At 46.4% G+C, this 22,369-nt stretch carries 33 protein-coding genes; 1 reads left to right on the top strand and 32 read right to left on the bottom strand.

Annotated features, from left to right (window positions below; genetic code table 11):
- Window positions 1-45 precede the first annotated feature (45 nt).
- Entirely contained in the window at window positions 46-267 is a 222-nt protein-coding gene (locus tag AC0TWI_RS01650; protein WP_488124591.1) for a hypothetical protein, read from the top strand.
- 167 nt (window positions 268-434) lie between these two features.
- Here the strand turns inward: AC0TWI_RS01650 and AC0TWI_RS01645 are convergent, their stop codons facing one another.
- From AC0TWI_RS01645 to AC0TWI_RS01490, 32 genes are all read right to left on the bottom strand, one after another.
- Entirely contained in the window at window positions 435-1,244 is an 810-nt protein-coding gene (locus AC0TWI_RS01645; RefSeq protein WP_488124590.1) for an N-acetylmuramoyl-L-alanine amidase, read from the bottom strand.
- A 1-nt stretch (window position 1,245) separates the two neighbouring features.
- On the bottom strand, window positions 1,246-1,527 hold the full coding sequence (locus tag AC0TWI_RS01640; protein ID WP_488124589.1) for a phage holin: 282 nt from the start codon (window positions 1,525-1,527) through the stop codon (window positions 1,246-1,248).
- A complete protein-coding gene (locus tag AC0TWI_RS01635; RefSeq protein ID WP_488124692.1) occupies window positions 1,517-2,047 on the bottom strand; it encodes a phage holin family protein in 531 nt (176 codons plus the stop codon). The genes AC0TWI_RS01640 and AC0TWI_RS01635 overlap by 11 nt, the downstream gene beginning before the upstream one ends.
- An 89-nt stretch (window positions 2,048-2,136) precedes the next feature.
- Window positions 2,137-3,042, bottom strand: a complete 906-nt coding sequence (locus AC0TWI_RS01630; RefSeq protein ID WP_488124588.1) for a hypothetical protein — start codon at window positions 3,040-3,042, stop codon at window positions 2,137-2,139.
- A gap of 83 nt (window positions 3,043-3,125) precedes the next feature.
- Window positions 3,126-3,263: a CD1375 family protein gene (locus AC0TWI_RS01625; protein WP_488124587.1), complete on the bottom strand. Its 138-nt coding sequence runs from the start codon at window positions 3,261-3,263 to the stop codon at window positions 3,126-3,128.
- Window positions 3,263-3,451 carry a hypothetical protein gene (locus AC0TWI_RS01620; RefSeq protein WP_488124586.1) on the bottom strand — a complete coding sequence of 63 codons (189 nt, stop codon included), beginning with the start codon at window positions 3,449-3,451 and terminating at the stop codon, window positions 3,263-3,265. Before AC0TWI_RS01620 ends, AC0TWI_RS01625 begins: the two co-directional genes overlap by 1 nt.
- Window positions 3,448-4,956 carry a hypothetical protein gene (locus tag AC0TWI_RS01615; protein WP_488124585.1) on the bottom strand — a complete coding sequence of 503 codons (1,509 nt, stop codon included), beginning with the start codon at window positions 4,954-4,956 and terminating at the stop codon, window positions 3,448-3,450. The genes AC0TWI_RS01620 and AC0TWI_RS01615 overlap by 4 nt, the downstream gene beginning before the upstream one ends.
- A gap of 2 nt (window positions 4,957-4,958) precedes the next feature.
- On the bottom strand, window positions 4,959-5,627 hold the full coding sequence (locus AC0TWI_RS01610) for a hypothetical protein (protein ID WP_488124584.1): 669 nt from the start codon (window positions 5,625-5,627) through the stop codon (window positions 4,959-4,961).
- Window positions 5,620-5,925: a hypothetical protein gene (locus AC0TWI_RS01605; protein ID WP_488124583.1), complete on the bottom strand. Its 306-nt coding sequence runs from the start codon at window positions 5,923-5,925 to the stop codon at window positions 5,620-5,622. Before AC0TWI_RS01605 ends, AC0TWI_RS01610 begins: the two co-directional genes overlap by 8 nt.
- Entirely contained in the window at window positions 5,926-6,591 is a 666-nt protein-coding gene (locus AC0TWI_RS01600) for a hypothetical protein (RefSeq protein ID WP_488124582.1), read from the bottom strand.
- Window positions 6,581-7,759 carry a baseplate J/gp47 family protein gene (locus tag AC0TWI_RS01595; protein ID WP_488124581.1) on the bottom strand — a complete coding sequence of 393 codons (1,179 nt, stop codon included), beginning with the start codon at window positions 7,757-7,759 and terminating at the stop codon, window positions 6,581-6,583. Before AC0TWI_RS01595 ends, AC0TWI_RS01600 begins: the two co-directional genes overlap by 11 nt.
- Window positions 7,731-8,087 (bottom strand): contractile injection system sheath initiator, encoded by a 357-nt coding sequence (locus AC0TWI_RS01590; RefSeq protein ID WP_488124580.1) that lies wholly within the window; start codon window positions 8,085-8,087, stop codon window positions 7,731-7,733. Before AC0TWI_RS01590 ends, AC0TWI_RS01595 begins: the two co-directional genes overlap by 29 nt.
- Window positions 8,084-8,629, bottom strand: a complete 546-nt coding sequence (locus AC0TWI_RS01585) for a Gp138 family membrane-puncturing spike protein (RefSeq protein ID WP_488124579.1) — start codon at window positions 8,627-8,629, stop codon at window positions 8,084-8,086. The genes AC0TWI_RS01590 and AC0TWI_RS01585 overlap by 4 nt, the downstream gene beginning before the upstream one ends.
- Complete coding sequence (locus AC0TWI_RS01580; RefSeq protein ID WP_488124578.1) at window positions 8,626-9,438, bottom strand: phage protein; 813 nt, start codon at window positions 9,436-9,438, stop codon at window positions 8,626-8,628. Before AC0TWI_RS01580 ends, AC0TWI_RS01585 begins: the two co-directional genes overlap by 4 nt.
- Before the next feature lie 5 nt (window positions 9,439-9,443).
- Window positions 9,444-9,731 (bottom strand): phage baseplate plug family protein, encoded by a 288-nt coding sequence (locus AC0TWI_RS01575; protein ID WP_488124577.1) that lies wholly within the window; start codon window positions 9,729-9,731, stop codon window positions 9,444-9,446.
- Window positions 9,728-10,255: a phage baseplate protein gene (locus AC0TWI_RS01570; protein WP_488124576.1), complete on the bottom strand. Its 528-nt coding sequence runs from the start codon at window positions 10,253-10,255 to the stop codon at window positions 9,728-9,730. Before AC0TWI_RS01570 ends, AC0TWI_RS01575 begins: the two co-directional genes overlap by 4 nt.
- A gap of 11 nt (window positions 10,256-10,266) precedes the next feature.
- Window positions 10,267-12,669 carry a tape measure protein gene (locus tag AC0TWI_RS01565; protein WP_488124575.1) on the bottom strand — a complete coding sequence of 801 codons (2,403 nt, stop codon included), beginning with the start codon at window positions 12,667-12,669 and terminating at the stop codon, window positions 10,267-10,269.
- 2 nt (window positions 12,670-12,671) lie between these two features.
- Complete coding sequence (locus tag AC0TWI_RS01560) at window positions 12,672-12,863, bottom strand: hypothetical protein (protein WP_488124574.1); 192 nt, start codon at window positions 12,861-12,863, stop codon at window positions 12,672-12,674.
- A gap of 7 nt (window positions 12,864-12,870) precedes the next feature.
- Entirely contained in the window at window positions 12,871-13,131 is a 261-nt protein-coding gene (locus AC0TWI_RS01555) for a hypothetical protein (protein ID WP_488124573.1), read from the bottom strand.
- 15 nt (window positions 13,132-13,146) lie between these two features.
- A complete protein-coding gene (locus AC0TWI_RS01550) occupies window positions 13,147-13,548 on the bottom strand; it encodes a phage structural protein (protein ID WP_488124572.1) in 402 nt (133 codons plus the stop codon).
- Window positions 13,549-13,561: 13 nt separating this feature from the next.
- Entirely contained in the window at window positions 13,562-14,569 is a 1,008-nt protein-coding gene (locus AC0TWI_RS01545; protein WP_488124571.1) for a DUF3383 family protein, read from the bottom strand.
- Window positions 14,570-15,178 (bottom strand): phage neck terminator protein, encoded by a 609-nt coding sequence (locus tag AC0TWI_RS01540; RefSeq protein ID WP_488124570.1) that lies wholly within the window; start codon window positions 15,176-15,178, stop codon window positions 14,570-14,572.
- Entirely contained in the window at window positions 15,175-15,519 is a 345-nt protein-coding gene (locus tag AC0TWI_RS01535; protein ID WP_488124569.1) for a hypothetical protein, read from the bottom strand. The genes AC0TWI_RS01540 and AC0TWI_RS01535 overlap by 4 nt, the downstream gene beginning before the upstream one ends.
- The gene (locus AC0TWI_RS01530) at window positions 15,519-16,022 is read right to left on the bottom strand and encodes a phage virion morphogenesis protein (protein ID WP_488124568.1); all 504 of its coding nucleotides are present in this window, start codon (window positions 16,020-16,022) and stop codon (window positions 15,519-15,521) included. Before AC0TWI_RS01530 ends, AC0TWI_RS01535 begins: the two co-directional genes overlap by 1 nt.
- Complete coding sequence (locus tag AC0TWI_RS01525; protein WP_488124567.1) at window positions 16,019-16,330, bottom strand: phage head-tail connector protein; 312 nt, start codon at window positions 16,328-16,330, stop codon at window positions 16,019-16,021. The genes AC0TWI_RS01530 and AC0TWI_RS01525 overlap by 4 nt, the downstream gene beginning before the upstream one ends.
- On the bottom strand, window positions 16,327-17,226 hold the full coding sequence (locus AC0TWI_RS01520) for a phage minor head protein (protein ID WP_488124566.1): 900 nt from the start codon (window positions 17,224-17,226) through the stop codon (window positions 16,327-16,329). Before AC0TWI_RS01520 ends, AC0TWI_RS01525 begins: the two co-directional genes overlap by 4 nt.
- Before the next feature lie 2 nt (window positions 17,227-17,228).
- On the bottom strand, window positions 17,229-17,510 hold the full coding sequence (locus AC0TWI_RS01515; protein WP_488124565.1) for a hypothetical protein: 282 nt from the start codon (window positions 17,508-17,510) through the stop codon (window positions 17,229-17,231).
- A 16-nt stretch (window positions 17,511-17,526) separates the two neighbouring features.
- Window positions 17,527-18,420: a phage major capsid protein gene (locus tag AC0TWI_RS01510; protein ID WP_488124691.1), complete on the bottom strand. Its 894-nt coding sequence runs from the start codon at window positions 18,418-18,420 to the stop codon at window positions 17,527-17,529.
- Between the two features lie 122 nt (window positions 18,421-18,542).
- Entirely contained in the window at window positions 18,543-19,124 is a 582-nt protein-coding gene (locus AC0TWI_RS01505) for a DUF4355 domain-containing protein (RefSeq protein WP_488124564.1), read from the bottom strand.
- 358 nt (window positions 19,125-19,482) lie between these two features.
- A complete protein-coding gene (locus tag AC0TWI_RS01500) occupies window positions 19,483-20,865 on the bottom strand; it encodes a phage portal protein (protein ID WP_488124563.1) in 1,383 nt (460 codons plus the stop codon).
- Between the two features lie 2 nt (window positions 20,866-20,867).
- On the bottom strand, window positions 20,868-22,100 hold the full coding sequence (locus AC0TWI_RS01495) for a PBSX family phage terminase large subunit (RefSeq protein ID WP_488124562.1): 1,233 nt from the start codon (window positions 22,098-22,100) through the stop codon (window positions 20,868-20,870).
- On the bottom strand, window positions 22,093-22,369 hold a 277-nt coding region (locus tag AC0TWI_RS01490; RefSeq protein WP_488124561.1), incomplete at its 5' end, for a terminase small subunit. The genes AC0TWI_RS01495 and AC0TWI_RS01490, both read right to left, overlap by 8 nt.

Below are 22,369 nucleotides of genomic sequence, written 5' to 3'. Positions count from 1 at the left end.
TATTCACTCGAATGAGGTAATAAAGAGATGAGGGAGGATAATTTATTGAGAGATTTGAAAGTTTGGGAAGATATATACCAAGGTCAGAAACTAAAATTCAACATCGCTGCTAGGATACGGAACGAAGAAATGGTCGACGAATGGAAGCATATTGATGAATTCGTTAATCCTTTATTATCCAAACATACGATTAGTCAAAGAGCACTGATGGAATTTATGGGTTACAACAACATGTATACCTTCCCCGTCATCGTCTTAATGCCATGAGTAAAGACGATTTAATACAGATACTCCTTCTATATCGAGGTATTTACAGCAGATTACTAGATGAGGTTGAGGAGCATAAAAGAAGAGAGTTTAAACTGAAATTAGATGAGATATATATGATAGGCGAAAAGAAATAAAGTGGCCCAGCAGAGCACTGGGCCTGTTGTTTATTCCTTCACCCTTGCAGGCTCTTCAATTAAAGCTTTGAAATTATTCCGAAGCCGATTGACCACGATGGCCGCCTCTTGCCTCGTCATAAACGCCTGCGGCCTGCTTCGATCGAAATAACCATTCTCGCTGGCTGTTTCCCAATCTTCCGCAGCCCATTCGCTCACACCGTCATTGTTGCTCAACTTTTTCTCTAAGGCGGCCACTTGCTTCTGTAGTTTCGCAATTTCATCTTTCATCGCTTCCTCATCCTCCTTCATAGAAGCTGCCGAATAAACCGGCATACCATTCTCTACGTCTTTTTTAAATTGAGCTCGAGTGATTCCGAAACTAGCCAGATAACCAAACGGATCAGTATGTGTAGTGCCTCCAAGCTCTTTCCTGATCCAATCGTGTGACTTGATTCCTTTCGTCCCCGCCTTGCCCTCATCGAACGTTTTCGGTATGCCAGCCTGGTCAGCTAGGTATCTCAAGAGCCAGATATAAGCTGCATAGTCCTTTTTAAATGTCTCGGGATCACTCGTCCGGGCCAGCTCGACCTGAGCATAGGAATAAGGGTTGCCTTTCGGGCCGCAGCCATATTGCAGACGACCAACAGGCGCCAGCTGGACGATACGACCGCCCCCGCCTACCCAATGGGAAGTGAATGCGTTTCGATAGTTGTTTTTCATAAAGTTGATTTCGTTTTCTAAGGAATCCGGACCAGTATTTTTCGGATTTCCAGATTCATGCGCCACAATATAACGGGCTGCCGTTAAAGATATAACAGGCAGCCCGGATATAATTTGATTTTCGATTGGATAGGACAATTTACTTTGCCTCCTTCTTCGGCTCCTGATATCTAAGCGCCTGCTGGCTGTCAGATACTCCGGCCGTCGTCGGGTCCGTCACAGCATTATATAGAGCCACAGCGATTGTACCGAGAACAAATGGATTTCCAAAAGCATCCCGGATCAGTCCGAAGAATGTCGCCCAGTTAGTGACATCTTTTGTAGACAAACCATAATAGGCCAGGATCGGTACCCCGAACGCTATCAGGACTTGTATAATAAACTGCGGATTGCGTAATCTCACACGCCAATTAATCTTCATTTGTATCATCCTTTCGCTTTATGAGTTCTTGCTGCAAAATCTCGTTTTCTTTCAGCAACTTCACTTTGTCGATTTTCTCCAGTTCCGGATGACGTTCCAATCTCTTCTCTTTACCATCCGGATCCTTGTGGAGCTTTTCCAGCGCATTGTACAAAATCGGCGGGATCGGCAGCCCCATTTGCGCGCAATTTTCCAAGACGGAAATGCCTTCGTTGACGATAAAAAATGAAGTCACACCAATGATGATCCATCCGTTTGTGTTCTGCCCGGCAGCCACGGCCATATACTCGATAGCTCCAGCCATACCAATCAACAGGAGGACAGCCACCTTCTTAATCACTCCTGCCATGCCAACAGTGCTATTCCATGACTTAGTTAAAAACGACCGCATCAGGCCACTGGCGACGTCCAGAAACATCAAAAAAACGAGGACCACAATGGCCTCGTTTATCGTGTTTAGCATATACATGGCAAAACTGGCGATCAATGCGCCAATGCCTTTAACTCCCGTGACCTGCATACGTGTCACCCTTTTTCGCCCCTCTCAATCCCCATACCCCCTGTTCCGTAGATGTTCCATACAATGATGGAATTCAATTTGCTAGGTAGTTAAAGTTCAAACAAATGACCAAAAATATAATCATATAAATCATTGACTATATAAACCTTGGTATTTGATTTTGTTTCCACAACAAAAAAGTTATTGCTTTCTAATGTTAACTTAAAGTCCACTACATTAAAAAGTATGTTAAATTCTCTCGTAATTTCTTTCATATTTCTTACTTTAAATTTTAGATCCCTTTCTATATCTTGAAGAACATCAAATACGTGGTCCACTTTACGTGTGTGAGTTAAACTTGTCTTGGCGGTAGATATCCCCCCGCCTATCGGCATGAACACCTCTCCTTCAATCTCGACGGGCACGAATAATCCTGCTCTCCTCGATAAAGAATGTCTTTTGTCATCTATTGCTTCCGATAGCCCAATAACATCTTTCATTTTGAATGGCTCTAATATATATGGCCAGTTGCTTCTTAAAATTTTCAATAGATTTTGTTGTGAAAATTCTGTTCCATCCTCAAGCCGATGCTTAGTCACATCAATAAGATAAACATCATCTTCTTCGAGTATGAAAAACAAAAGCCAGTCAGATCTTTCAATGAAGCCTTTATCATCAAATTCATTGTGCAAGTGTAAATGATGAATTCCCCAGTCATACAATAGTAAATCTTTCTTCTTAGCCTCAAGTGACCATTTGCTTAAATAGGGATTAACATCTTCAGCATTCTTAAACTTGTTGATTATTTGTTTTAAATAAATATCATAAGGTTTTTTTAATTTTTTTGCGCTTAATTCCTTCGAAATATGGACAGTTCTTCTCTTAATGCTAACCGTCTTATCCTGTAAATTTATCAAGCCGGTCAACAATTTTCGTAAGTCATCTGTTTTTATCGTATATTTGAAACCCTCTAATTCCCCAATTAAAATTCCGTGTAAGTCTTCCAGCAAATTCAATTAATCCCGCCTCCTCACTACATTACCTTCAATTGTATTAGAGAAGGCGGGTTATTGCTATGGACTTTTGAATAACTGGTGTCTTATATTCTTTTGTCCTCCACTTCAGCAGCCAAATACTCCGCAACCGGAATCTGATAGTGGCCCGGCACTTTAGTAATTTCCCATCCTCCTGATTTTACTAGGAGGGCAAAAACAGGAATCATATGCTTTTGGACCATCACTCCGCACCTCTTTTCAGCGCCTCGACTTCAGCTTGCAATTCTTCGATTTGCATTTGCTGCCCGGCCATTGCTTCCAAAAGGATGAGCACTGTTTCATCGATTGCTGGTGGCATATCCGGAAACAAAGGCTCCAACGGACCAAGAGAGCCATCCTCTTGCCTTCTTCTGATCATTGGCTGTGTCATTGCTGCAACGCCCCCGTTAATAATGTGATTGGCTTATCGCCTGTCCAGGACAGCTTCAGGACAATGTTCTCGGCAGGTGCATCGCCACGATAGAGGAAGAAATCCTCGATAATTCCGGGAGCAACTGGGGCTGATGTATCGAGCGTCAGGGGTACAAACTTCTCTTGCTCTGTGCCGTTGGTCATGCTGATCTCCGCTTGAATCTCCTGCCCCTCGTCCCTCTGAGTCCACAATAAAACGCCCTGCGCTGATCCGGCTGGAGGTACGATTTTGTATCGTTGCACAGATTGGCTCGTAGGCGTTCGATTGGCTGTCTTATTCACTTTGATTGTTTTTGTTATCTTGAAATCATAGGTGTCGATGGCCTCCACAACTATGGTGTTTTCTCCTTCCTGCAGCTTGCTCAGTTGGAGATCGAAAGACCAAGGACCGGATGGGCCGGAATGAATCTGTGTGTTCAGTCCTTCGTTAAGCCTGTAGCGCACGACCAGCTCGTTCCCATCTGGGTCGTTTGCAATACCGCTAATCGCAACCTTTTCAGTATTGATTAAATCAGACTGCAACTCAAACGGATTAACGGAAAGGACCGGCGGCCTGTTAGGAACTACATAGAATGTTCGCTCTGATATGGTAGATTTGCCGCCCTGGTCATCCTCGGCCCATACTCGAAGGATATGTGCTGTACCTTCAGATAAAGCTCCTGAAAGGTCAGTGGCCCCGTCATACAGTCTGCCTCCCTTGAAGGTCAACTTCTTTTCAAAGGTCTTTGCAGTCAATCCATCACTGATATAAGTGTCCAGGGCTCGGCCGGTACTTCCATTGATTGAGAATCGAACATTGATGATATTGCCGTTATCTATGTCTTTGGCGCTTCCTTTAATTAGGAAAACATCATTTTCGTACAGGGTTATGTTGTTTTCAGTCTCAAGTGTAAGCGTTGGGTTTGCATTGATTGTGTAGGTGCTGCTTTCTCTGTAATCCGAAGCAGCGCCTTCTCTATCCACCGCCTTGACGCGGAATCGGATAGTTCTTGCTGTCGGGATTGTATGTGTATAGCTTGGTGATGTTGGCTGTGCAATTGCCGACCACCCGCCGTTATCGACTGACTGCTCCAACATATAGTTGGCTAAATTGCCTTCTGCATCGGTTGAGGCTCCCCAACTGATGACGGAAGAAGTACCTTGCCTTAACACGCCAGTTGGCTGTGTAAATTCGCCCGGAGTTGTTGGGGCGGAATTTTTCTTCTCATATTCCAACCTCATCGATCCGCTGCTAGTCGCGAACATAACAGTACCAGGGCTTGTAAGACCAGCTAGATATGTCGATATATCTATAGTAGTGCCTTTCCAAATCGTTACTCTGTGAGTATATATTCCGTTCATGTAATCAATATAAAGAACCGCATCAGATGCTGTGCTCCCGACGACCCGATACCGATAATTAATCGGGTCAATTGACCACCCTTGTCTGGTAGTTGTTATAGGTGCATAATATTCCCACGCCATTATTACACCACCTCTCCAACTTCAATCGAATACGTGCTCCAAGCTCCGTTCTCCATCTTCCCGCCTGCAATCTTCGCCGTACTCCGCGCAATCACTGCACCCTTTACATAATCATTTTCCAACGGCTGCACGGTGATTGTATTTGGTGTGATTTCCGTGATTAACGTATCCTCAAAATTCAACCCGTCAAATATGGAGATCTCGGTAAATGCTTTGAATCCTTCGGTATGATCGACATTTAGAACCGTCGTCCCTGCCGAACGGGGAGCCGTCAAGACCGCTCTGGCCGTTAATCTTTGGATCTTGTTCGGCTCACCGTCGAACATGTCCGCAAACGCGCCGGAGTTGCCCGGGAACTTGTCATTGATTTCGTCTCGGATATCCTTTTTGATGCGCCAATTGTCGATGTCATCCAGCCTATTATGAGCCTTTGCAATGCCTTCCTCTTGGTGATTTTCACGTGCAGCTGAGTGTCTGGTGCCCTTTTGTAATAGTCGGGGTTTCGGCAGTGGCTTGAGATTAATTGGATCCAAGACATAATTTCCTTGCCGATCTTTCAAATAGACAATGTTTCCCTGTTCGTCCTTTTCATATATGACCTGACCGAACTCGTCCATTTCAACGATTTCATCAAGCCACTGAAACGGCACATATACATATGGTTCAGCCAACTGTAACTCCCTCCTTTATCTCCAGACCAAGGAAAAACGTAATCATCATTCCTTCCTCGCCCTTATTAATGTTCATGTCCGTCTCTCGAATCCGCCGGCCGTCTCGATCCACAACATAAGCATGGGTAACATGGCCGGATTCGGTTTCTAAGTAAACGATTTTTTTTAGCTCGTTTCCCTCGATGTAGGATGAGGGGTGGATGGGATAATCACGCTCAATCCCATCAATCGTTACCTTTGCGCCGACAATCAGCCTATCCCAAAATTTCAGAGTCTCAACTTCGAGCAATGTTGCCATCTAATAACCTCCTTCCGAACAATAAAAAGTCCCGGTCACTGGATACGGGACTGTATAGCTGTATTCTTTTGATTCGACAGCCATTGTTGCCTTGGACGCAACGCCGTTAAGGGGGGCCGTGTGGAATGTGCCTGTGACGGGATAGGGGACAGGGAAGGTGTATTCCTTCGGAAAAATCGTTGCATTGATCTGGTCAATGATAGCAGCATAATAGATTCGAACACCAGCAGCCTTCACACGCTTCATCAGCTTATAAGGAATCTCTTCCGCATCCTTGCTCACGTTGATAACCATCGAAGCCGGCTCCCGCAGGAAGCTGTCCCATCCATCGTCAATGCTTACAAAACCGTCGCCCATATATGCAGTCAGAATGGTGTTCAGAGAATCGATATCGCCCTCCGCCATGTTGACGATGTATTGAATCTTTATCATTTTTCGATACATCTCATCATCATAACTTCCGCGGCTGATGCCCTCTTCTTTCCCTAAGCGATCTAGCCCAGACCCTTCCGCCTGATCCACATCCCAATATTTTTGGATGGTCGCATACAGCTCGTTCAAATCCTCTGAGGCGTCTGCTGTCAGTGACATGGCGTTATAGTTATTGCTTCCGGGTGATTTCTTAAAGTGGGATGGTAGGCGCCTAATTAGTTCTTCAACCTTCAAGATCGCTCACCTCAATCTTAGAAAAGTCCGTCTCTGCCACTTGCGCAAAGCCGACGGATATATTTGTGTCTACAAAATCGACTCCATCGGCAGAAAGAAGGATTCTTCCATCCTCCACTCCCTCCACTCGGAACAGCTGCGCTTCAAGCCTTGCCAAAATGACATTTTCACTCATGTTTAAACCATTGAAAGTTTCGCTTGCTCCGGTACCCCCGATGAATTTCACAATTTGTTCCTTCACCTGCTGATCTCCGTCCAAGGGGTAGTTGGACCCTTTCTTAATCAAAGCTTTAACATAGATCGGTATCGTTTCAGCATAGGTAAATCCTATTTTATGGAGCTTACCTTTTGCATCTGGCACCTCAATAATGGTTGATCCGTAAGCCCGAATGCCGCCAGCCTTCGCTTGCAATATCTTCTTTGCAATGTCATCGGCATTCCCGCCGAGCACCAATGTTTCAAATGCTTTGGGTGGTACCCCTCGCTCGTTCGGCTCCATCGTGTCGTTCTCATCCACCTTGCAGGAACGCACGCCTTCCACCTCGTCCAGCACTCTGGCTTCAATCGATTCCGAGCGTCTGCTGCCAGATTTCCCGAGTGAAGCATAGTAACGAGTTTTTACCTCTTCATCCGTTTCTCTATCCTGGCCATTCCTGAAAGATTCTGGATTGGTGACCGCCTTGAAGCCAGGGACTGGATTAATGATCTTGGTGATCTCTCCGGCGGCTACATTGCCGATTTTGCCGAATTCCACAGCTCGGACATCAACAGTATAGGTAGCATCCTCGGAAGCTCTCACGGCGGCCAGCGTCTCAAACTGAACGCCGTATGGAGTGCTTACCAACGTACCTGCCGGGATATCGGCGCCGCGTTCAAGGGTAAGCTGCACCTTGCCGGTCGCCTTTAGCCAATCCTTTCTTGTGATAATACGTTTCACGTTTTGCTCGAGAGAAACGCCTTCAGATGTATCAACAAAACGGCTGTTATAGACTTCCTCCGCCGTCTCCGCATCTTCTGCACGTGTGTATGCAATCAAGGAGACAAATTTCCCTAGTGGAGAACGTTCCGATAAATCAACGTCCTCTCCCCATAGCTTCCGGGCTAGTTCGCCCATTTCCTCAAAAAAGTCAGCGTATCGCTTACGCTTGAACCCGACCGATGTCAACATTCACTTCACCCCCTGCTTCTCCATCCGCCGTCTGCAACCGGAAGGCAATGGACAGTTTCCGGGTAATCCGGTTAAATTGATAGTCCACCTTAATGATTTCCAACACCCTCGGCTCCTGGTAGATTGCATCATACAGAGCCTGAACGATCTCGCTCTCCGAATACTTCTTTTCTTCCAATACATCCCGCCGGAAGCCGTAGTCCTGATTCAAAAACCATTCACCCACACGGGTATAAATTAGATGCTTGATAGACTGGACAAGCTCCGCATCACCTTCCACCATGCCAAGTGTCCAATCGCCCGAGTCATTGATTTCAAGAGACCTCATGCCGATCCACCCCTTGAATCCGTGGTAGTGACAAGTCCTTCAGCTGTAAGATTTATATTTTTCCTGGATGAAATATTGATATCCTCATCTGATTCCATGAGAAGTGTTCCGTCCTCTTTAAAGATGAGACGGGCAGAGTAATCTCGCTTCGCTATGACAAAATCATCCGCATGCTGGGAAAAGTCAGCAGGCAACGGCTCTGTAAAAGGAACAAGGCCGCCAATAATCACAGCATCATCCAAAGCGTGAGTCCTTCCTGATGCCGGGCCTCCACTAAATAGAAAAGGTTGAATATCAGTCTGAGAAAACACCAGTAATACGGCGTCACCCGGCTTATATGGCGGCCGTATGATAAAATCGCCAGTTTGTTGCGCGGCAATCGGTACCTGGAGAACGGGACTCTGATCTTCTCCGTATGGCTGGACATCTGCCCGCATATTGGCAAGGTCAACCGCCAGGATATCCGCAGGTAAGCAAGTGTATAAATCTCCAGCCATATTTTCCTGTTGCTTCTTGAAAAATCGGTAAGCTTCTTCGCTCATCTGTACACCTCCACAATGGTATAGAAGTCGTTACCATTGCACGTATGGCTGCCCTTTGAAACACGGAAAGTACCATTGACCTTCCGGGATTTCAAAACGATTACCGAATCAACGGTAATCCGATGATTGAGCAGCATCTTCACTTTATAACCGACCTTTTTCGTCTTCTTTCCGGTCTTTTTATCTTCCGTTTCTTCTTCAATGATGTCCGGATCCTCAATCAGGCCGCTATCTTTATCCACGACAAACGCTCGATTATCACCCTTTGCTGTATCACGAATGTATATTTTCCCTCGAGTAATATGCATTTTTGCCTTGCAGTCCTTGGCGACCTCTTTCAAACGATCGCTCACGTTACCCTTGACGACCTTGCCTTTCCTGTAGACAAAATTCACTGGCGGATTGAGATCACCAATCCCGAGTCCTGCCTGATCGATGAGATACTGCAGTACCGTCTTTGCTGTAGTGTTGGGAGCAAAAGTCCGGGAGACCTTGCCCTTAAGATAGGAACCGTGGGCATCAGCGCACTCGAGCTCGGTGATCTTGTCTACGCCCTCCCAGTCCGTTGATACCTTTTTGATAACCCCTTGAAAGATGAGACCAGTGTCTCCTTTGTAACCCGCAGACAGCAGTACAGGGGTATCTGTTTTGAATGCGGAAATAGTCTTGTCGGACAAGTTGTAGATTTTTATGGATGTCATATTGATCTTCTCGGAATCATCAAAATCCACATCGAAATAAATGGTCAATGGCGGCTCGATCAGTTTGCCGCCAGCTTCTAACCGTATTTGTCTGCCGAATAAATTCATGGCCATCACTCCACAAATAAAAAGACCGTCTCATTTAGATTGTCATAGGTGATCCTATCGGCAATTCCGGCACGGTCTCTAGGTATGATTTTGTTTTGTGTCAGCCCCTCAAAAACAGGCTGATTGAGCACCATTTTTTCTCCCACTCGCAAAGCTTCATCCTCCAGGTAAAGGTCCAGCGTAAAGAAATCATAGCGCTCGTTATAATTGACTTCGATGGTGTACTCAACTTCACTGATATCAATATCAAACTGATAGGGAATCAGTTCTTTTTCAATGTCGATATAATTCATTGAGCCACCAACCTATCTCCGGCACGAGTTGTTCTTGATGCAGCTGGCGCCTTTGGCTTCGGTGTAGTTGTCGGCTTCTTGGCAGGCGTTTTACTTTGTGTCTTTTTAACCTGCTTTTTCCCTTCCTTCGTCACCTGTTTAACTTGCTTTTTCACAGGGAGAGAAACCCTCACCGTGTTGGGCACTTTCCCCATGCGGATCTGCTTCAGGGACATAGAAAAACGGTACCCATCTTTGATTTCCTTATCCTTGTCAGGTCGGAAGGAAGTGATGAGTACCATCTCTAAACGAGTGCGATATTTGTATGTCAGCAATTCTCCGGACTGTCGGTATTTCCTCAGTTTCAGCAACTTCTCATCGCTTGGATCAATGATGACTCCCTCAATGTCCAGTGTGATCGGATCATTTTCCACATGGTCAGATATTCTTTCCCCATCTTCCAAAGCATGATCGGTTGTTGAAGAACTCTCATTCAAGCTCTCTCTTTCTATGACATTGATCAAAACATCGCCAATATACGGCACTACATCACCTCCTAGACTGTTCCGGCATTCAGGCGGGCAAAGATTGCATCGATTTCTTTCCTCACCAAATGAGCGACTTCTTGGGCATTTCCGCCGCCATTGACATTTACACTAAAGTTATAGTGATTTTCTGTTTTTCCGCCTCCTGATGAGGAACCGGTCACGGCTGGCTTACTTAAATCCAAGGAAGGACCTACTCCATCACCCTTGAGCATTCCGGCTGTTCGCAATGCATTTGCTTGTTGGGCTGTCAGAATCGCTTCATCTTTATGCGCAAACATTGGATATTCATCATAAGGAACCCGGCCAAGTCCGGTAGCATGAGAGCCTGCCGGTTGGATCAAGCCATTGCCACCCATCCATTTTGGCATGCCGATTTTAGGCATTTTAAAATTGGCAGCAGCATCAGTAAATGATTTAAACTTCCCCACTGCCCATTCAATGGCATCTGCGATTCCATCAAACAGTTTTGCAATCCCCTCCAGGATTGGTTGAATATCCTTCCAGAGGTCTGAGATAACATCAGTTATGATAGGAAGCAGAGGCTTGACCACGTTGTTGACTAGGAACATAATCACATCAATAATTACTCCGAATAGTGAACTGGCAATCCGCAAGATGGGTGAAATGATTGAAAAAGCTGTGCTGATGATGCTCGAAACAATAGGAATCAACGGAATGACGACGTTATTGACCAGAATCATGATGATGTTCTTGACAGCTGTGAAAGCTGTTTTGATTACTTCGAGCACTGGCTGTATGGCTGTGAATGCACTTGAAATTGTCGATTGCATGATCGGCACCAATGGCAACACGACGTTTTGGACAAGAAAGCCAACAACTTCTCCAACGTCCTTAATAACTGATGCTACCGTGTCAATTACCGGTGTCAGACCCTCAAAGGTTGTCTTGAAATTGTTTTCTATTAAGGGCAGGTATTGAGCAACCACATCACTTATGAAGTCTTGGATTACCGCTCCTGTTCCTGCAAAAGTCTCTTTTAAAGGTTCTATAAAACTATCAAAGGATTGTTTGGCGCTTTCGAAAATAGGCTTTAGCTGTTCGAAAACTGGCTTCACAGCAGCAACTGCCCCAAAAACAAGATCCGGCAACTTACTGAAAGTCTGTCCAAACCAAGCCATCCCTTCCTGAAGATGAGGCTTAACCGGTTCTATTAACGTTGCCATGGTCGAAGATATCGATGACTTCAAGCTGTCAACAGAGCCTGTCCAATTCTCCTTTGTCTTTTCCATGATGCCTGCCATGGCAGCTGTATTTCCTGCTACTCCTTTTGTTCCTTCCTGCATCCCTTTAACCAACTGATCGATGGCTTTTACAGAATCAACGGACCCATCGGAAATCTTCTTTTTCATCTTGTCCGTCGAGATACCGAACGTATTGGCCATAATCTTCAATGCGGGAACACCGGCTGCTTGCAATCTATTAATTTGATCCAGACCCAACGTTCCAGCGATTTGCATATCACCGAATGCCGCCGCAACTTGGTTAAGCCCTTCTGATCCTTTCCCGGTTGCCGCCGCAGCATCCCCGATAGCTTTCATGGTCGGGACTACCTTCGCTTCGTCCATACCAAAGGCAATGAGGTTCCTTGATGTTTCAGCAAGATCCGGAAAAGCAAATGGCGTGGTTTTTGCAAACGCCAGGATATCGTCCATAAATTTATTGGCTTTTCCTGCATCTCCCATCATGACGGTGAGAGAGGTCCGAGCATTCTCAATGGCTGACAAACGACCCATCCCTGAAGCAGCCAGCGCTCCCCCGGACAAAAGTCCAAGGGCGCCGGCATATTGCTTGATCATGCCTACAGCACCGCGCAAAGGCGCAGTGATGAAGTTAGTAATGGATGAGCCGACTTTCATGGTCGCTCCACCCACGAGTCCAGGAAGAGACCGAAAACCACTCTTTAAAGAGGAGAGCGCCGGCATAGATGCGCTTTTCAGTTTCCCTAAGCCAGAGCTGGCAAAGGATTGCATCTTGGATGCGGCCGTTTTGCTGGCATCCCCCACCGATTTCATGGCCCGTTGCATTTTCGTCAACTCAGGCGGAATCGGCTTTGCCGCAGATGCAGCGTTTTTCATGATAGCTGTTGCCTGATGGAATGTCCCGGACATCTTGCTGGCATTGCTTTCAGTCCGTTTGAAGGCAGTTTGCACCGTTTTCATCGTCGCCGCTGTCGCCTTAAATCCGCTGTCCGTTCGCTTGATCGATTGCGCGGCCGCCTTGCTTGCACCCCCCACATCCTTAACAGCTTGAGATGTTTTTGCCGCGCCGGTCGCAGATGACTGAAATGCTTTCTTTACTGCGTCCATGCTTTTATTTACTTCTTGCACGGCTTTGGAGGCATTGTCTTTAAAGGCGATGCTGACGATCATATCTCTCAAATTATCGCTCATACTCATCCTCCTTTCGGTTTTGACATCTCGATGTAGGCAAGTGCTTCCATGACTCTTTCAGGCACCCATTCCATAACTAAAAACGGATCAACGCCGAATTTCTCTCCAATCAGAAACGCCCACCAGTTCCTGCCTGCCGAATTAAAATAACGCCCGGGGATCACCTTAAATCCCTCGAGCGTTACATTAACCAATTCTTTATTAGCCTTGCTGAAAGTTTAGTGCTGCTTCGCAAACCTCCCGAAGCTCACCGAAGTCTTCAAAATCATCCACCGTTAGGCCACCCGGCTGGACGACAATATGCTCGAGCAGTTGAGGATAAAGCTTTGATACCGATGGATTTCCATCAGGCTTGACCGCGTTATCCATCACCTCGAGATACTTAGAGTTAGGGATGCTTTGAAATGTAAAAGAATTGCCTTTGCTTGATTTAAACTCTTTTTGTTTTGGTTTGCTCGCCATCTATAATCGCTCCCTTTAGTTTTCTTTGTAATCTGCTACTGTGATTGACCACTCAACGCCGGAAACTTCATTGCTCCAACTCCTGTCTGGAGCCTTGACGATACGGCACTCGGTACCACCGCATCGGAAGGCATTATCATTGGAGTCAACAATGCGCACGGGAAACATGCGCTTGCTTGTTCTCAACGCCTGCAAATATGGAATCGAAGAAGAGGTTTGTTTGAGTGTCAGGGTGATGGTTGCTGTGTCATCATTCGATTCAGAGAATGTTACATCTCCCGCCGCACCTACATGCGTAGTTACGTCATCCTCATTCTTCTCAACGCCAATCGCATCACCATCCATGAAGCCGGTAATAATTACGCCATCCACGATGACAGACGCCTTTTTAAAATCATAGGTCGTAGTTTGGCCCATTCCTTATCCCTCCTTATAGTGCGAGTACGCCGCGGATCTCTACATGTTCAACAGCACCGGCAATGACCGCCCGCCAATGAACATCCGGGAGAATCCGTTTCGCTTTTGTATTTTTCGGCACATCAGCAGCGCGGGGAGCAGTGATCGAATAAATCGGATTACCTGCCTCGTCAACAGCCACAATGTCCTTTTTCGTCGCTTGATCCAATACGTTTTCTACCTCTGCGATAATCAATGCAATACCGGCATCGGTGTATGGCACTTTTTCTTTAAGAGCCAGCAACCGGAAGACACTCTCTGCCATCCGTGCTTTGAGGAAGTGCGTCGCCTGAATTACATCGATGTATTCGCCACTTGTAACGACTCCTTGCAAGTTCATGAGTACACCGGCTTCTTCGATGTAGGTCGAAGCATTGTTCGCTTCAATTTCATTGATCGTCGTGTTGTCAAATTCAACCGCAGGGACGCCCTGAACGTTTTTGAATGTCCAAGTATACGAGCCGATGACACGAGGCGCACACGTTGAAATGAGCCCTTCTGCCACATATGTTTCCGGCTTGTCATGGACTACAAGGAATGTGTTATCAAATTGCCCCCTAAGAGTGGCTGCCAACTCCGGATTTGCCGTTGTTGCTCCGTAAAGACGGTCGGATGTATTCGTCCATTCTGCCAATGCTGTGATTTCTTCATCGCCCTGTTCTGTTGATACAAGGTAATAAAAATCCTTGTGCTTCTTTGTTAGCTCGTTCAATGCTTCGGCAAGTGCTGTTGGTCCATCAGAAACAGAATCATACAGAAAACTGAACATCGCAATTTCCTGCGGCCTTGGATTCTGGCCGAACATCCGGGATGCCAGTTTATACTCCCTCGACTCCACATCGTAATCAGCTGCAACATCCTCAATTTCCCGATACACCCGATATGGTGCATCCTTGCTTGTTCCCAAAATTAAAGGGAGACCAAAGCCTTTTTCCGCAATCGGCTTGGTCTCCCGGGTGATGATTACATCAACATAGCGCATCTATTCCACTCCTTTGTATTCAATTATGACTTTCTCAATCCAATCGTAGCCAACAGGATCAATGATTGTCCCGTCTGGTTTCTCAATGGATCCATCAGGATTCAATGTGCTGCCATCCGGGAAAGTAATGGTTCCATCAGGATTGGTCACGGCATCATCCGGAATCATTGGCGCCCTTGTAATAACCTGCCCATCAGTCGCCCTCAATCGCACGTCAAACCCATGTTTGTATTCATAGGAATCGACTAAAAAAGTTGTCCGATTCTCGATGTTCCCTCGATTCACTACAACCACATTCAATTCATCCAGGAAGCTTTCTCCTGCCAGCACAAACCAATTTCGAATGGTTTTTGCAATCTGGATTGTTGCCGCATCATCTGCAGCATAAACGTTGATGGAGAAAACCATCTGATATGCTTCAATTCGCTTTATATGGGTACCGGATTCATCCGAATAGGTAAGTGTATCTGCATGCCCTCGGTCATCAATCCAAGGCGATGTGGCATTGATGGTTGCATAAGGCATGGTCGGTTTCTTCGCTGTTGTATTGGCAGGGACGACGAGGATACCTGTGTCTTTTAATATTTGCTTACGGATCTGTTCTATCATTTTTCACGCCACCTCATGAGATAGATATACACATCCGCATACTCGCTGTAATCCTTGAAAGATTGGATGGTGTACCGATCCCCTTTGTATTCGACTTCCCGTCCTTCTTGAAGGGGAAGAGTGGTATAAACCTTCTTCTCTTTCTGAGAATAGGTTCCAGCTTCAGCGTACCGCAAATCATCGTCTGATAGAGGCAGTACGATACCGGTCATCTGGATGGGCACTTCTTTCTCCTCGATATAGTCGCCATTGTTGTCCCAATAGCCATCTTGGTGTTGATAGTAGATAAACGGCACTTGAAACTCGGTGACAAAATCAGCAAATTCAAATGGCTTCCCCATCATTTCACCTCGTGCTCAATAGCACCGATCAACCGACCAGAGTCTATTAATGGATTAGACGATCCCTTGCGTTGTTGAGTCATATCGCTTAGAGGCGGCGATTTGACTTCACGTAATTTCCTCTGAATCATCGAAGCGAATTGTTGACCAATTTGATCCATGAAAATCCTAGGATCCACATCGTTTTCCAGTACGAGAGGCAACTGTTGTTCAACTTGTTCTACAATCTTTTTTATGTTCTCGTCATATCCAGCACGTAAAAAAGATCGTTCCGGGATTCTGATTACAGTCGTTTCTTTTTTCAGGGGATAACCATTTGCGCCAAACCAGCCCCGCATCTTGTCGGTTACTTGGATATCACAGCCAAATTCATGAACGGCAGCAATCATAGCAATCTCTGAATCTCCACCGATAACTCCGACATTGATTTGAGACTTACCAACTTCCTTTAGAGCTTTTAAAAGTGATTTCGAATTGTTTTGATCTTTAACCGAAATCCTCATGTGAATCTCACTTTCTTGAACGGCCTTAGCTCGTCATGAATGGCTTTCATGCTCCCGCCTTCAAAGAAGGACTTTGACATATCGCCAAGGCGCTGGCTCTGCACGTTACGGCTCTCCGCATTCGATTTAACAAGCATGACGATTGCTCGTTTCACCCCTGCTGGAATGCCGCCTACAAATGGATTATTGCACCACTCCATTGCATATGCGATGGCGTCCTCCAGTTCAGCTGCAAGTTTTGAATCACGGACTGCATTAATATCATTTGGATCGATTCCGAGCCGGATTTTCAGTTCATCAATCGTCATCGCAATCGCTCCTTCTTCCATTCTTCAAATGCCATATTCTCCAATTCTTCGGCATCTGGTTTCTCGATCGCTTCGACCGAATACATAAGAAAGCATCGACAGTTTATATCCTCTGCCGGATGACCTAATTGGCCAGGCGCAGGACCACTGCCGAGCTTTCCCTCAAAGTTTTCATCCATCTTCTTTTTTGTTCCATCCAAGTGCTTGTGCGAACTCCTGACTCGTTCGTCCTGGGAGGACGCCCACTCTTTCATCATGATGACTCCGTTTCTTGTGGCATGTTTTGCACTGTCATGCTTGGCCTGCTCAGCTACCCGGTGTGCTTCCGTTCGGACCACACGCATAGACTTGGCCGCATCGCCCTCGAACGTCTCTTTCAGGCGCTTGGACATCGCCCCAAAGGTTTCGCCCTTCACAAGCCCCTGCGTCACTTCCTGCTGCACCTTCCACACGATCTCGGAACGGCTTTTCTCCAAGCGATGGCTCAGTTTCAATCCACTGATTGGGTTTTCTATCATGTTAGTGATGACTTCCGGCTTAACCGCTGAATATGAAAGCTTACTCAGTGTGTCCGTTTCAACCGCCCATGCTGTTAAGTAAAAGCCATCTTTATATGACTCTCCCAAAACGTCGTATATCGTCCCTCTGAGGTCTTTATGATTGCGCTTGAGCAATTCATCAACATAGGAGATAAAACGTTCCAGGCGGTCATAACGAGCCATTTCCTCGTAGGTTAAAACGCCATCCTCCTCATACTTCTCGAAGTACTTGGCGAGTTCGGCGCGAATCTCATTGAGAGTATTGGCATATCGCTTGGCGATCTCCCGGTCGGCCTTTTTCATCAGTTGGCCGACAGCCCGGTTGATCTGCTCCGGCGTTTTATTGAGATTGGACATGATTACTCACCTGCAATCAAGTCAATCAAAGCCTCTTTCTTCGCCCTTTCATCAAAATCGATTTCCTCGGTTTTGAGGAATTTTACAATGTCCGACTTACTCACCTTTTCCAGTTCCTCGCGGGAAAGAGTGAATAAATCGACAGGCTCCTCAGTTACTTGAATAGCATCTTCACCCTCAGCAGCCAAACGATATCCAAGCCCTTGATATACAACATCAAAGGCTTTCTGAGTGACAATCAATTCTTTGCCATCCTTATTGATGATTTGAATTTTAGTATTCAATCAAAACCCCTCCTCTTCATGGTCCTGGTACTGGTGGAACTAGTGCAGCAAACGCATCTTCTTTTAGAGTCATGAAGCCTATATGCATTGTAGCCCTCAGAGCAAACATGTCACGCTCAAACAGATTGATTGGCTGTCCATCTTCGCCTTTTATGGTTGTCAAAGTAGCGTCCTCAGAAACTGCATACTCAATGTCCTGCAGGATTCCATAGCGCGCATAGTCCCAGTCGCCAGTGATCAGCTGCGCTTTGTCATAATCCCATGACTTGCCGTCCACGTAACCGACAGGAAGGCCAAGCAACTGATTCGCCGCGCCTTGTGTCGTTGCGTTGAAGATAGGTTGATTATTTGCATCCACTGCCCCGCGAAGTTTCGAACGGAAACGGCGAGTAGTTGTGAATCCGTTTGGATCGTTGTCTCCATCCTCCACAAGAGCCAGGAGCCCATTCAGATCTGAGTAAAGATTTGCAGTTGATCCGATCTCTAGCGTGTTGCCAGAGTCAGTGATGCGCTCGAAAACGGATGTACCTGCCGCATAAGGCGAGTTATTGCCGAAGAGGGCCGCCTGGTCAAACTTTGTGTAGAAAGCTTCCGCAATTCCCGGACGCATCAGGTTGAAAAAGTCAGCGACCGTATAGCGAAGGAATTCTTTCGATACCGGCAGGATGACACCGAGCTTCTTGGCTTCCATTTTCGCAGTAAGCCAAGTGGCTTTGCTTGTCTGGATCTTCTCCGCCTCTCCTACCCAGTAAGCGCCAGGCCCGTCGGCAAGATACGTGAATTCTTTTACTGGTTTATCCATTGGCTCATTCTTCGCCAGCTGGACAACGGCTGAATTTGTCATGAAGTCTTTTAGGACGAGGGTCCCTTGCTCAGTCGGGATTGAACCGTTTTTCGCATCCATCAGCATGACGTTGTTCGGGTCGAACGATGCTTTAGTAGCGAAGAATTGAATATCTAATTTCAGTTGCTTTGGCTGTTTCTTTTTCATAATCAAAGGCTTTTTGTTTTTCATAAGTAAATTTCCTCCCATTATTGGTTTCTGATGCTCGCTTCTTCAGCAAGCTTTGTAATGTCGATGCTGCCCCCTGCAGTTCCTTTAGAGCCTTGAGGGATATCTCGACCTGATGCCTTGAATTTCGCATCGACGCCGGCCTGGATGGCCGCATTCACTTCCTCTTCCAGCTTTGTAAGATTGGCGAGTGTGTTCTCCTCATCGTCTGCGATGAAGAAGTCCAAGACGCCCTTTGGCAGCCCCTTTTCAGACGCTACTTCCAGGGCTTTGTTCTTCAATGCTTCACGATTGCGGGCATTGCGCTCATCCTCGATTTCTTTCCGCAGCTTCTCAAGTTCAAGTTGTTCCGGCGTTTTATCCGGATTGCGCTTCTTGACTTCTTCCTCGACAAGGGTTTCCAGGTTGTTTGTTTTCCAAGTCTCGAGCGCTTTGTTGTGATGCTTGTCCTTTTCTGCATCCAGTACGCTTCGTACATCCGCATTGACCGATTGCACCAACGGCACGTCCTCTTTCTCGAATGCCTTGAAGATGTATGCCTCAACGGACGTTTTGTCGCCACCCTCCGCCAATGTTTTCAACTGTTCCAAATCCAATTTCATTATTATTCCTCCTTGGCCCTCCGCACGCTTTTGCCCACGGAACGCAAAATAAATAAGCCTGTTTATGGACTCTTGCTTAAAGTCCTCTCATGACGCCGAGCCGGCAGATGTTGTATCACCAAACCTTTCCCTTAACGGATAATTTTCAACGGCCTGCATAGTGGTTTCCGAATTATCACTTGATGTGGCTTGCGAGTGTCGTGTTGTATTTGCCCAGTCCGTCGAGCTTGATGTTCTTTCATGGGCTCAGCCTGAACTGTTGTCACCCACTTATATAAACGGAAAGCTGCTGATTTGATTCTTTCCCAAACATTCAGCAACGCTTCCTTCAACCTGTCTATGAATTCTTTCCACTCAATCATTTTTCTCCCCCTTCCTCCTCAACATTATCTAAATCAACATACCCCTCACGATCTTCTTGAAGATGTTGCAACTCATGGTCCACATCATCAACAAACGACAGCATGGAGAGCCTTGTTGCCTCTGACACGATGCCTTTCAGTTTCAGTGAAGCATCAGCTTCCTCGATGACATTCGCCGGTAAATTACGTTTGAAGCCCATCCAGATAGCAAGATAATCATCTGCCTGGCACTTTCCACGCTTCTGCCATGCCGAGCAAAGCACCTTGAATTGATAACGCAGGGCTGCAGAGAATTTCCGTTCCATCGTCACGCACTTGTTTTCAAGGGCCATCAATTTGAATTTCATTGCAATGCCACTAGCGTTCCCGCTGAACTGCTCGTCTGAAAAGTTAACTGACTTGGCGAAGCGAAGTATGTTTTGTTCGAGCCGATCCAGATGGTTTTCTATCAACTCGCCATTGACATCCTTCGTCAAATAGCTGGCATCCTCTTTTTCATCCAGCAATTGTAGGATGCCTGCCCTCTTCATCTCCTGCAGCGTTTCTTCATCAGCGCCGACGCCTTTCAGAATTAGATAAGCGAGCCTGTACTGCTCAATCTCGTTATTCGCATCGGACAGCGTACGGTCGTATGCATCAATCAGGTTCAGGACCTTCTCCACATCACCCTGCAATTCCTCGTTGTTCGGCACACCATATAGAGGGCAATAATCGAACAGATGCGGTTGCTCATCGAAAAGGGTGAAGTTTCCTCCTGCTGTGTCTGCACGGAAGATAGTGATTGTGGACTCTCCGTAAAACTCTGCCTGCCAGATCTCCTTTTTCTTCCCAGCTTCCAGAACGGCCAATGGGTAATATCGGACTGCGTATGTCGGTTCAGAGATATCGGCTTCTGCAAGGATGATGACCTCCCAAGGGTCGATATTCCTCATGCGCTCGCGGCCCTCTTTGTCGATGTAAAGCAAGCGTGCGCCGTACCCGCAAATGGCTGCCTTTTTCCCCAACTCTGCATCTGCATCCTCTGCACTGTTCCGGGTTACGAAGTCTTGTACTGTATTTTCCAAGGCTTCTTTATCATCCACATGGTAGGAAATCGGATGACCGAACAGATAGCCGACCTTTGTATCAACGATTTCCGCATCAAAAGAGTTATTGAGTGTATTGTTGACCTTATTGTCAATCCGTTTGATGTTACCTGTCTCAAAATCCTCATATTCGATTGGAGTACGTTTCAAGATCGGCACACCTTCAATACTGGCTTTGTATCGCTCATACAAGAGCAGCATGCGATTGCGGTTGGGCTTATGCTCTTCGATAATCTGATTCAGCAGCTGCCCGTCCATTCCGTTCTTCTGGATGTAAGGAATGTACTCGTTCATCTTCACACCACCCTTCTGGATCGTTTTCTAATTGGCTCCATGCTATACCGCAGGGCGTCTAGCAAGTGATTGTACTCGTCAATTGGTTGATTTATTTGCTTGCCTTCTTTGTTGGTTTCCCAGACATAGTTGGCCAGTTCTATCTGGAAGTTCGTACAGGACGGATGCACATAAATGGTAAACTGCTGCAGGAACTGAATACCGACCTTCACGCTGTCCCGGCCCTTCTCAGCCGACTTAACCCGCCGTAGACCGTACCGGCGTAGATCGACAATCGATTTTGGCTCAGCACTGTCCGCGATGATCAACTCTTTGCCATATCCCATATCGGTCACTTTCTTGGCAATCTCGTCATTCAGCATCGCCTTTTCATACATCTCATCGAAGAGGAACAGCTCTCTGTTTTTGATATCCACAAATGAACATGATAGAGCTGATGGGTCATTGGTATAACCAAAGTCCAAGCCAAATGCAGACTTGATACCATCTCTCTTGGCAATCTCCGTTTTGTCAAAAGCAAGTTCTCGCCAGTTCTCATAGATGCCGCCCTCTGCGATGCCCCATTCACCAAGTCCCTCGATTTTGTACCGTCTCGGCGCATGGATCCGCATCCACTCGAATAGTTGAATATCGGCTGCATCGAGAAACTCATTGATCAGATAGTTGGTCGTCATAGCCAATACATTTGGATTTTGAACATCAAAAAAACGCTTCTTCAGCCAGTGTTTGTCACTCCACGGGTTGAACGTCAGCGTTATTTGTTTGAATAGCCCTCCGGTATCTCCCCGGATGGACATGTCTATTTTGTTAAAGTCATCTTCTTTGAGTACCTGGAAGGCTTCTTCAAACCATGCCCATGCTAGATATCCTTTTTCCACTGTGATCGAGGTAACACTCATTGGATTGTCGAGACCACGAAACATGATTTTCTGCCCAGTGGGCTTATAGATGATTTCCAATGGACTGAGTTTGGCTTCCCATAGATGTGCCACACCAAGCCGGTTAATAGCCCATTTCAATTGTGCATAGGTTGAATCCTTATGGTCCTTGAAAACCTTCCTAACGACGAGCAGGTTTGCATCCGGGTGCTCCATCATACGGACGATGAAGTTTAATGCAGCTGTTGCGGACTTCTTCGACCCCCGGCCACCTTTTACTACCCGATAGCGACCGCGATAATTCCAGAAGTCTTTGTACCCACCGCCGACCACTTTTTTCAGGCTAACATTAATCATCGAGATCATTCACGATCGTTACAGGTACCAAACCTTCCACCTGCTGCTTGTCGGTCCACATGGTATAGCGTTTGCCGAGAAGTTCTGCTGCTTTGATGCGCTCTGCAACTGATGGCTTCATATCCGTCTTCATGTATTGTTCGCCCATTCCCATGCCTACTAATGCAGCGCCCTGGGCCTCTCCTCTTAACACCGCTGTTAAAGTTTCTAGGATCTCTTGCTGATCAGCAACACGTTCAGACTTTAGTTCTTCCATTCGGTCTGCTATA

It is taken from the genome of Lederbergia sp. B243.17 (genome assembly GCF_057657925.1).
Note: the sequence above shows the minus strand (reverse complement) of the source record. Positions and strands in the feature narration are given on the sequence as shown.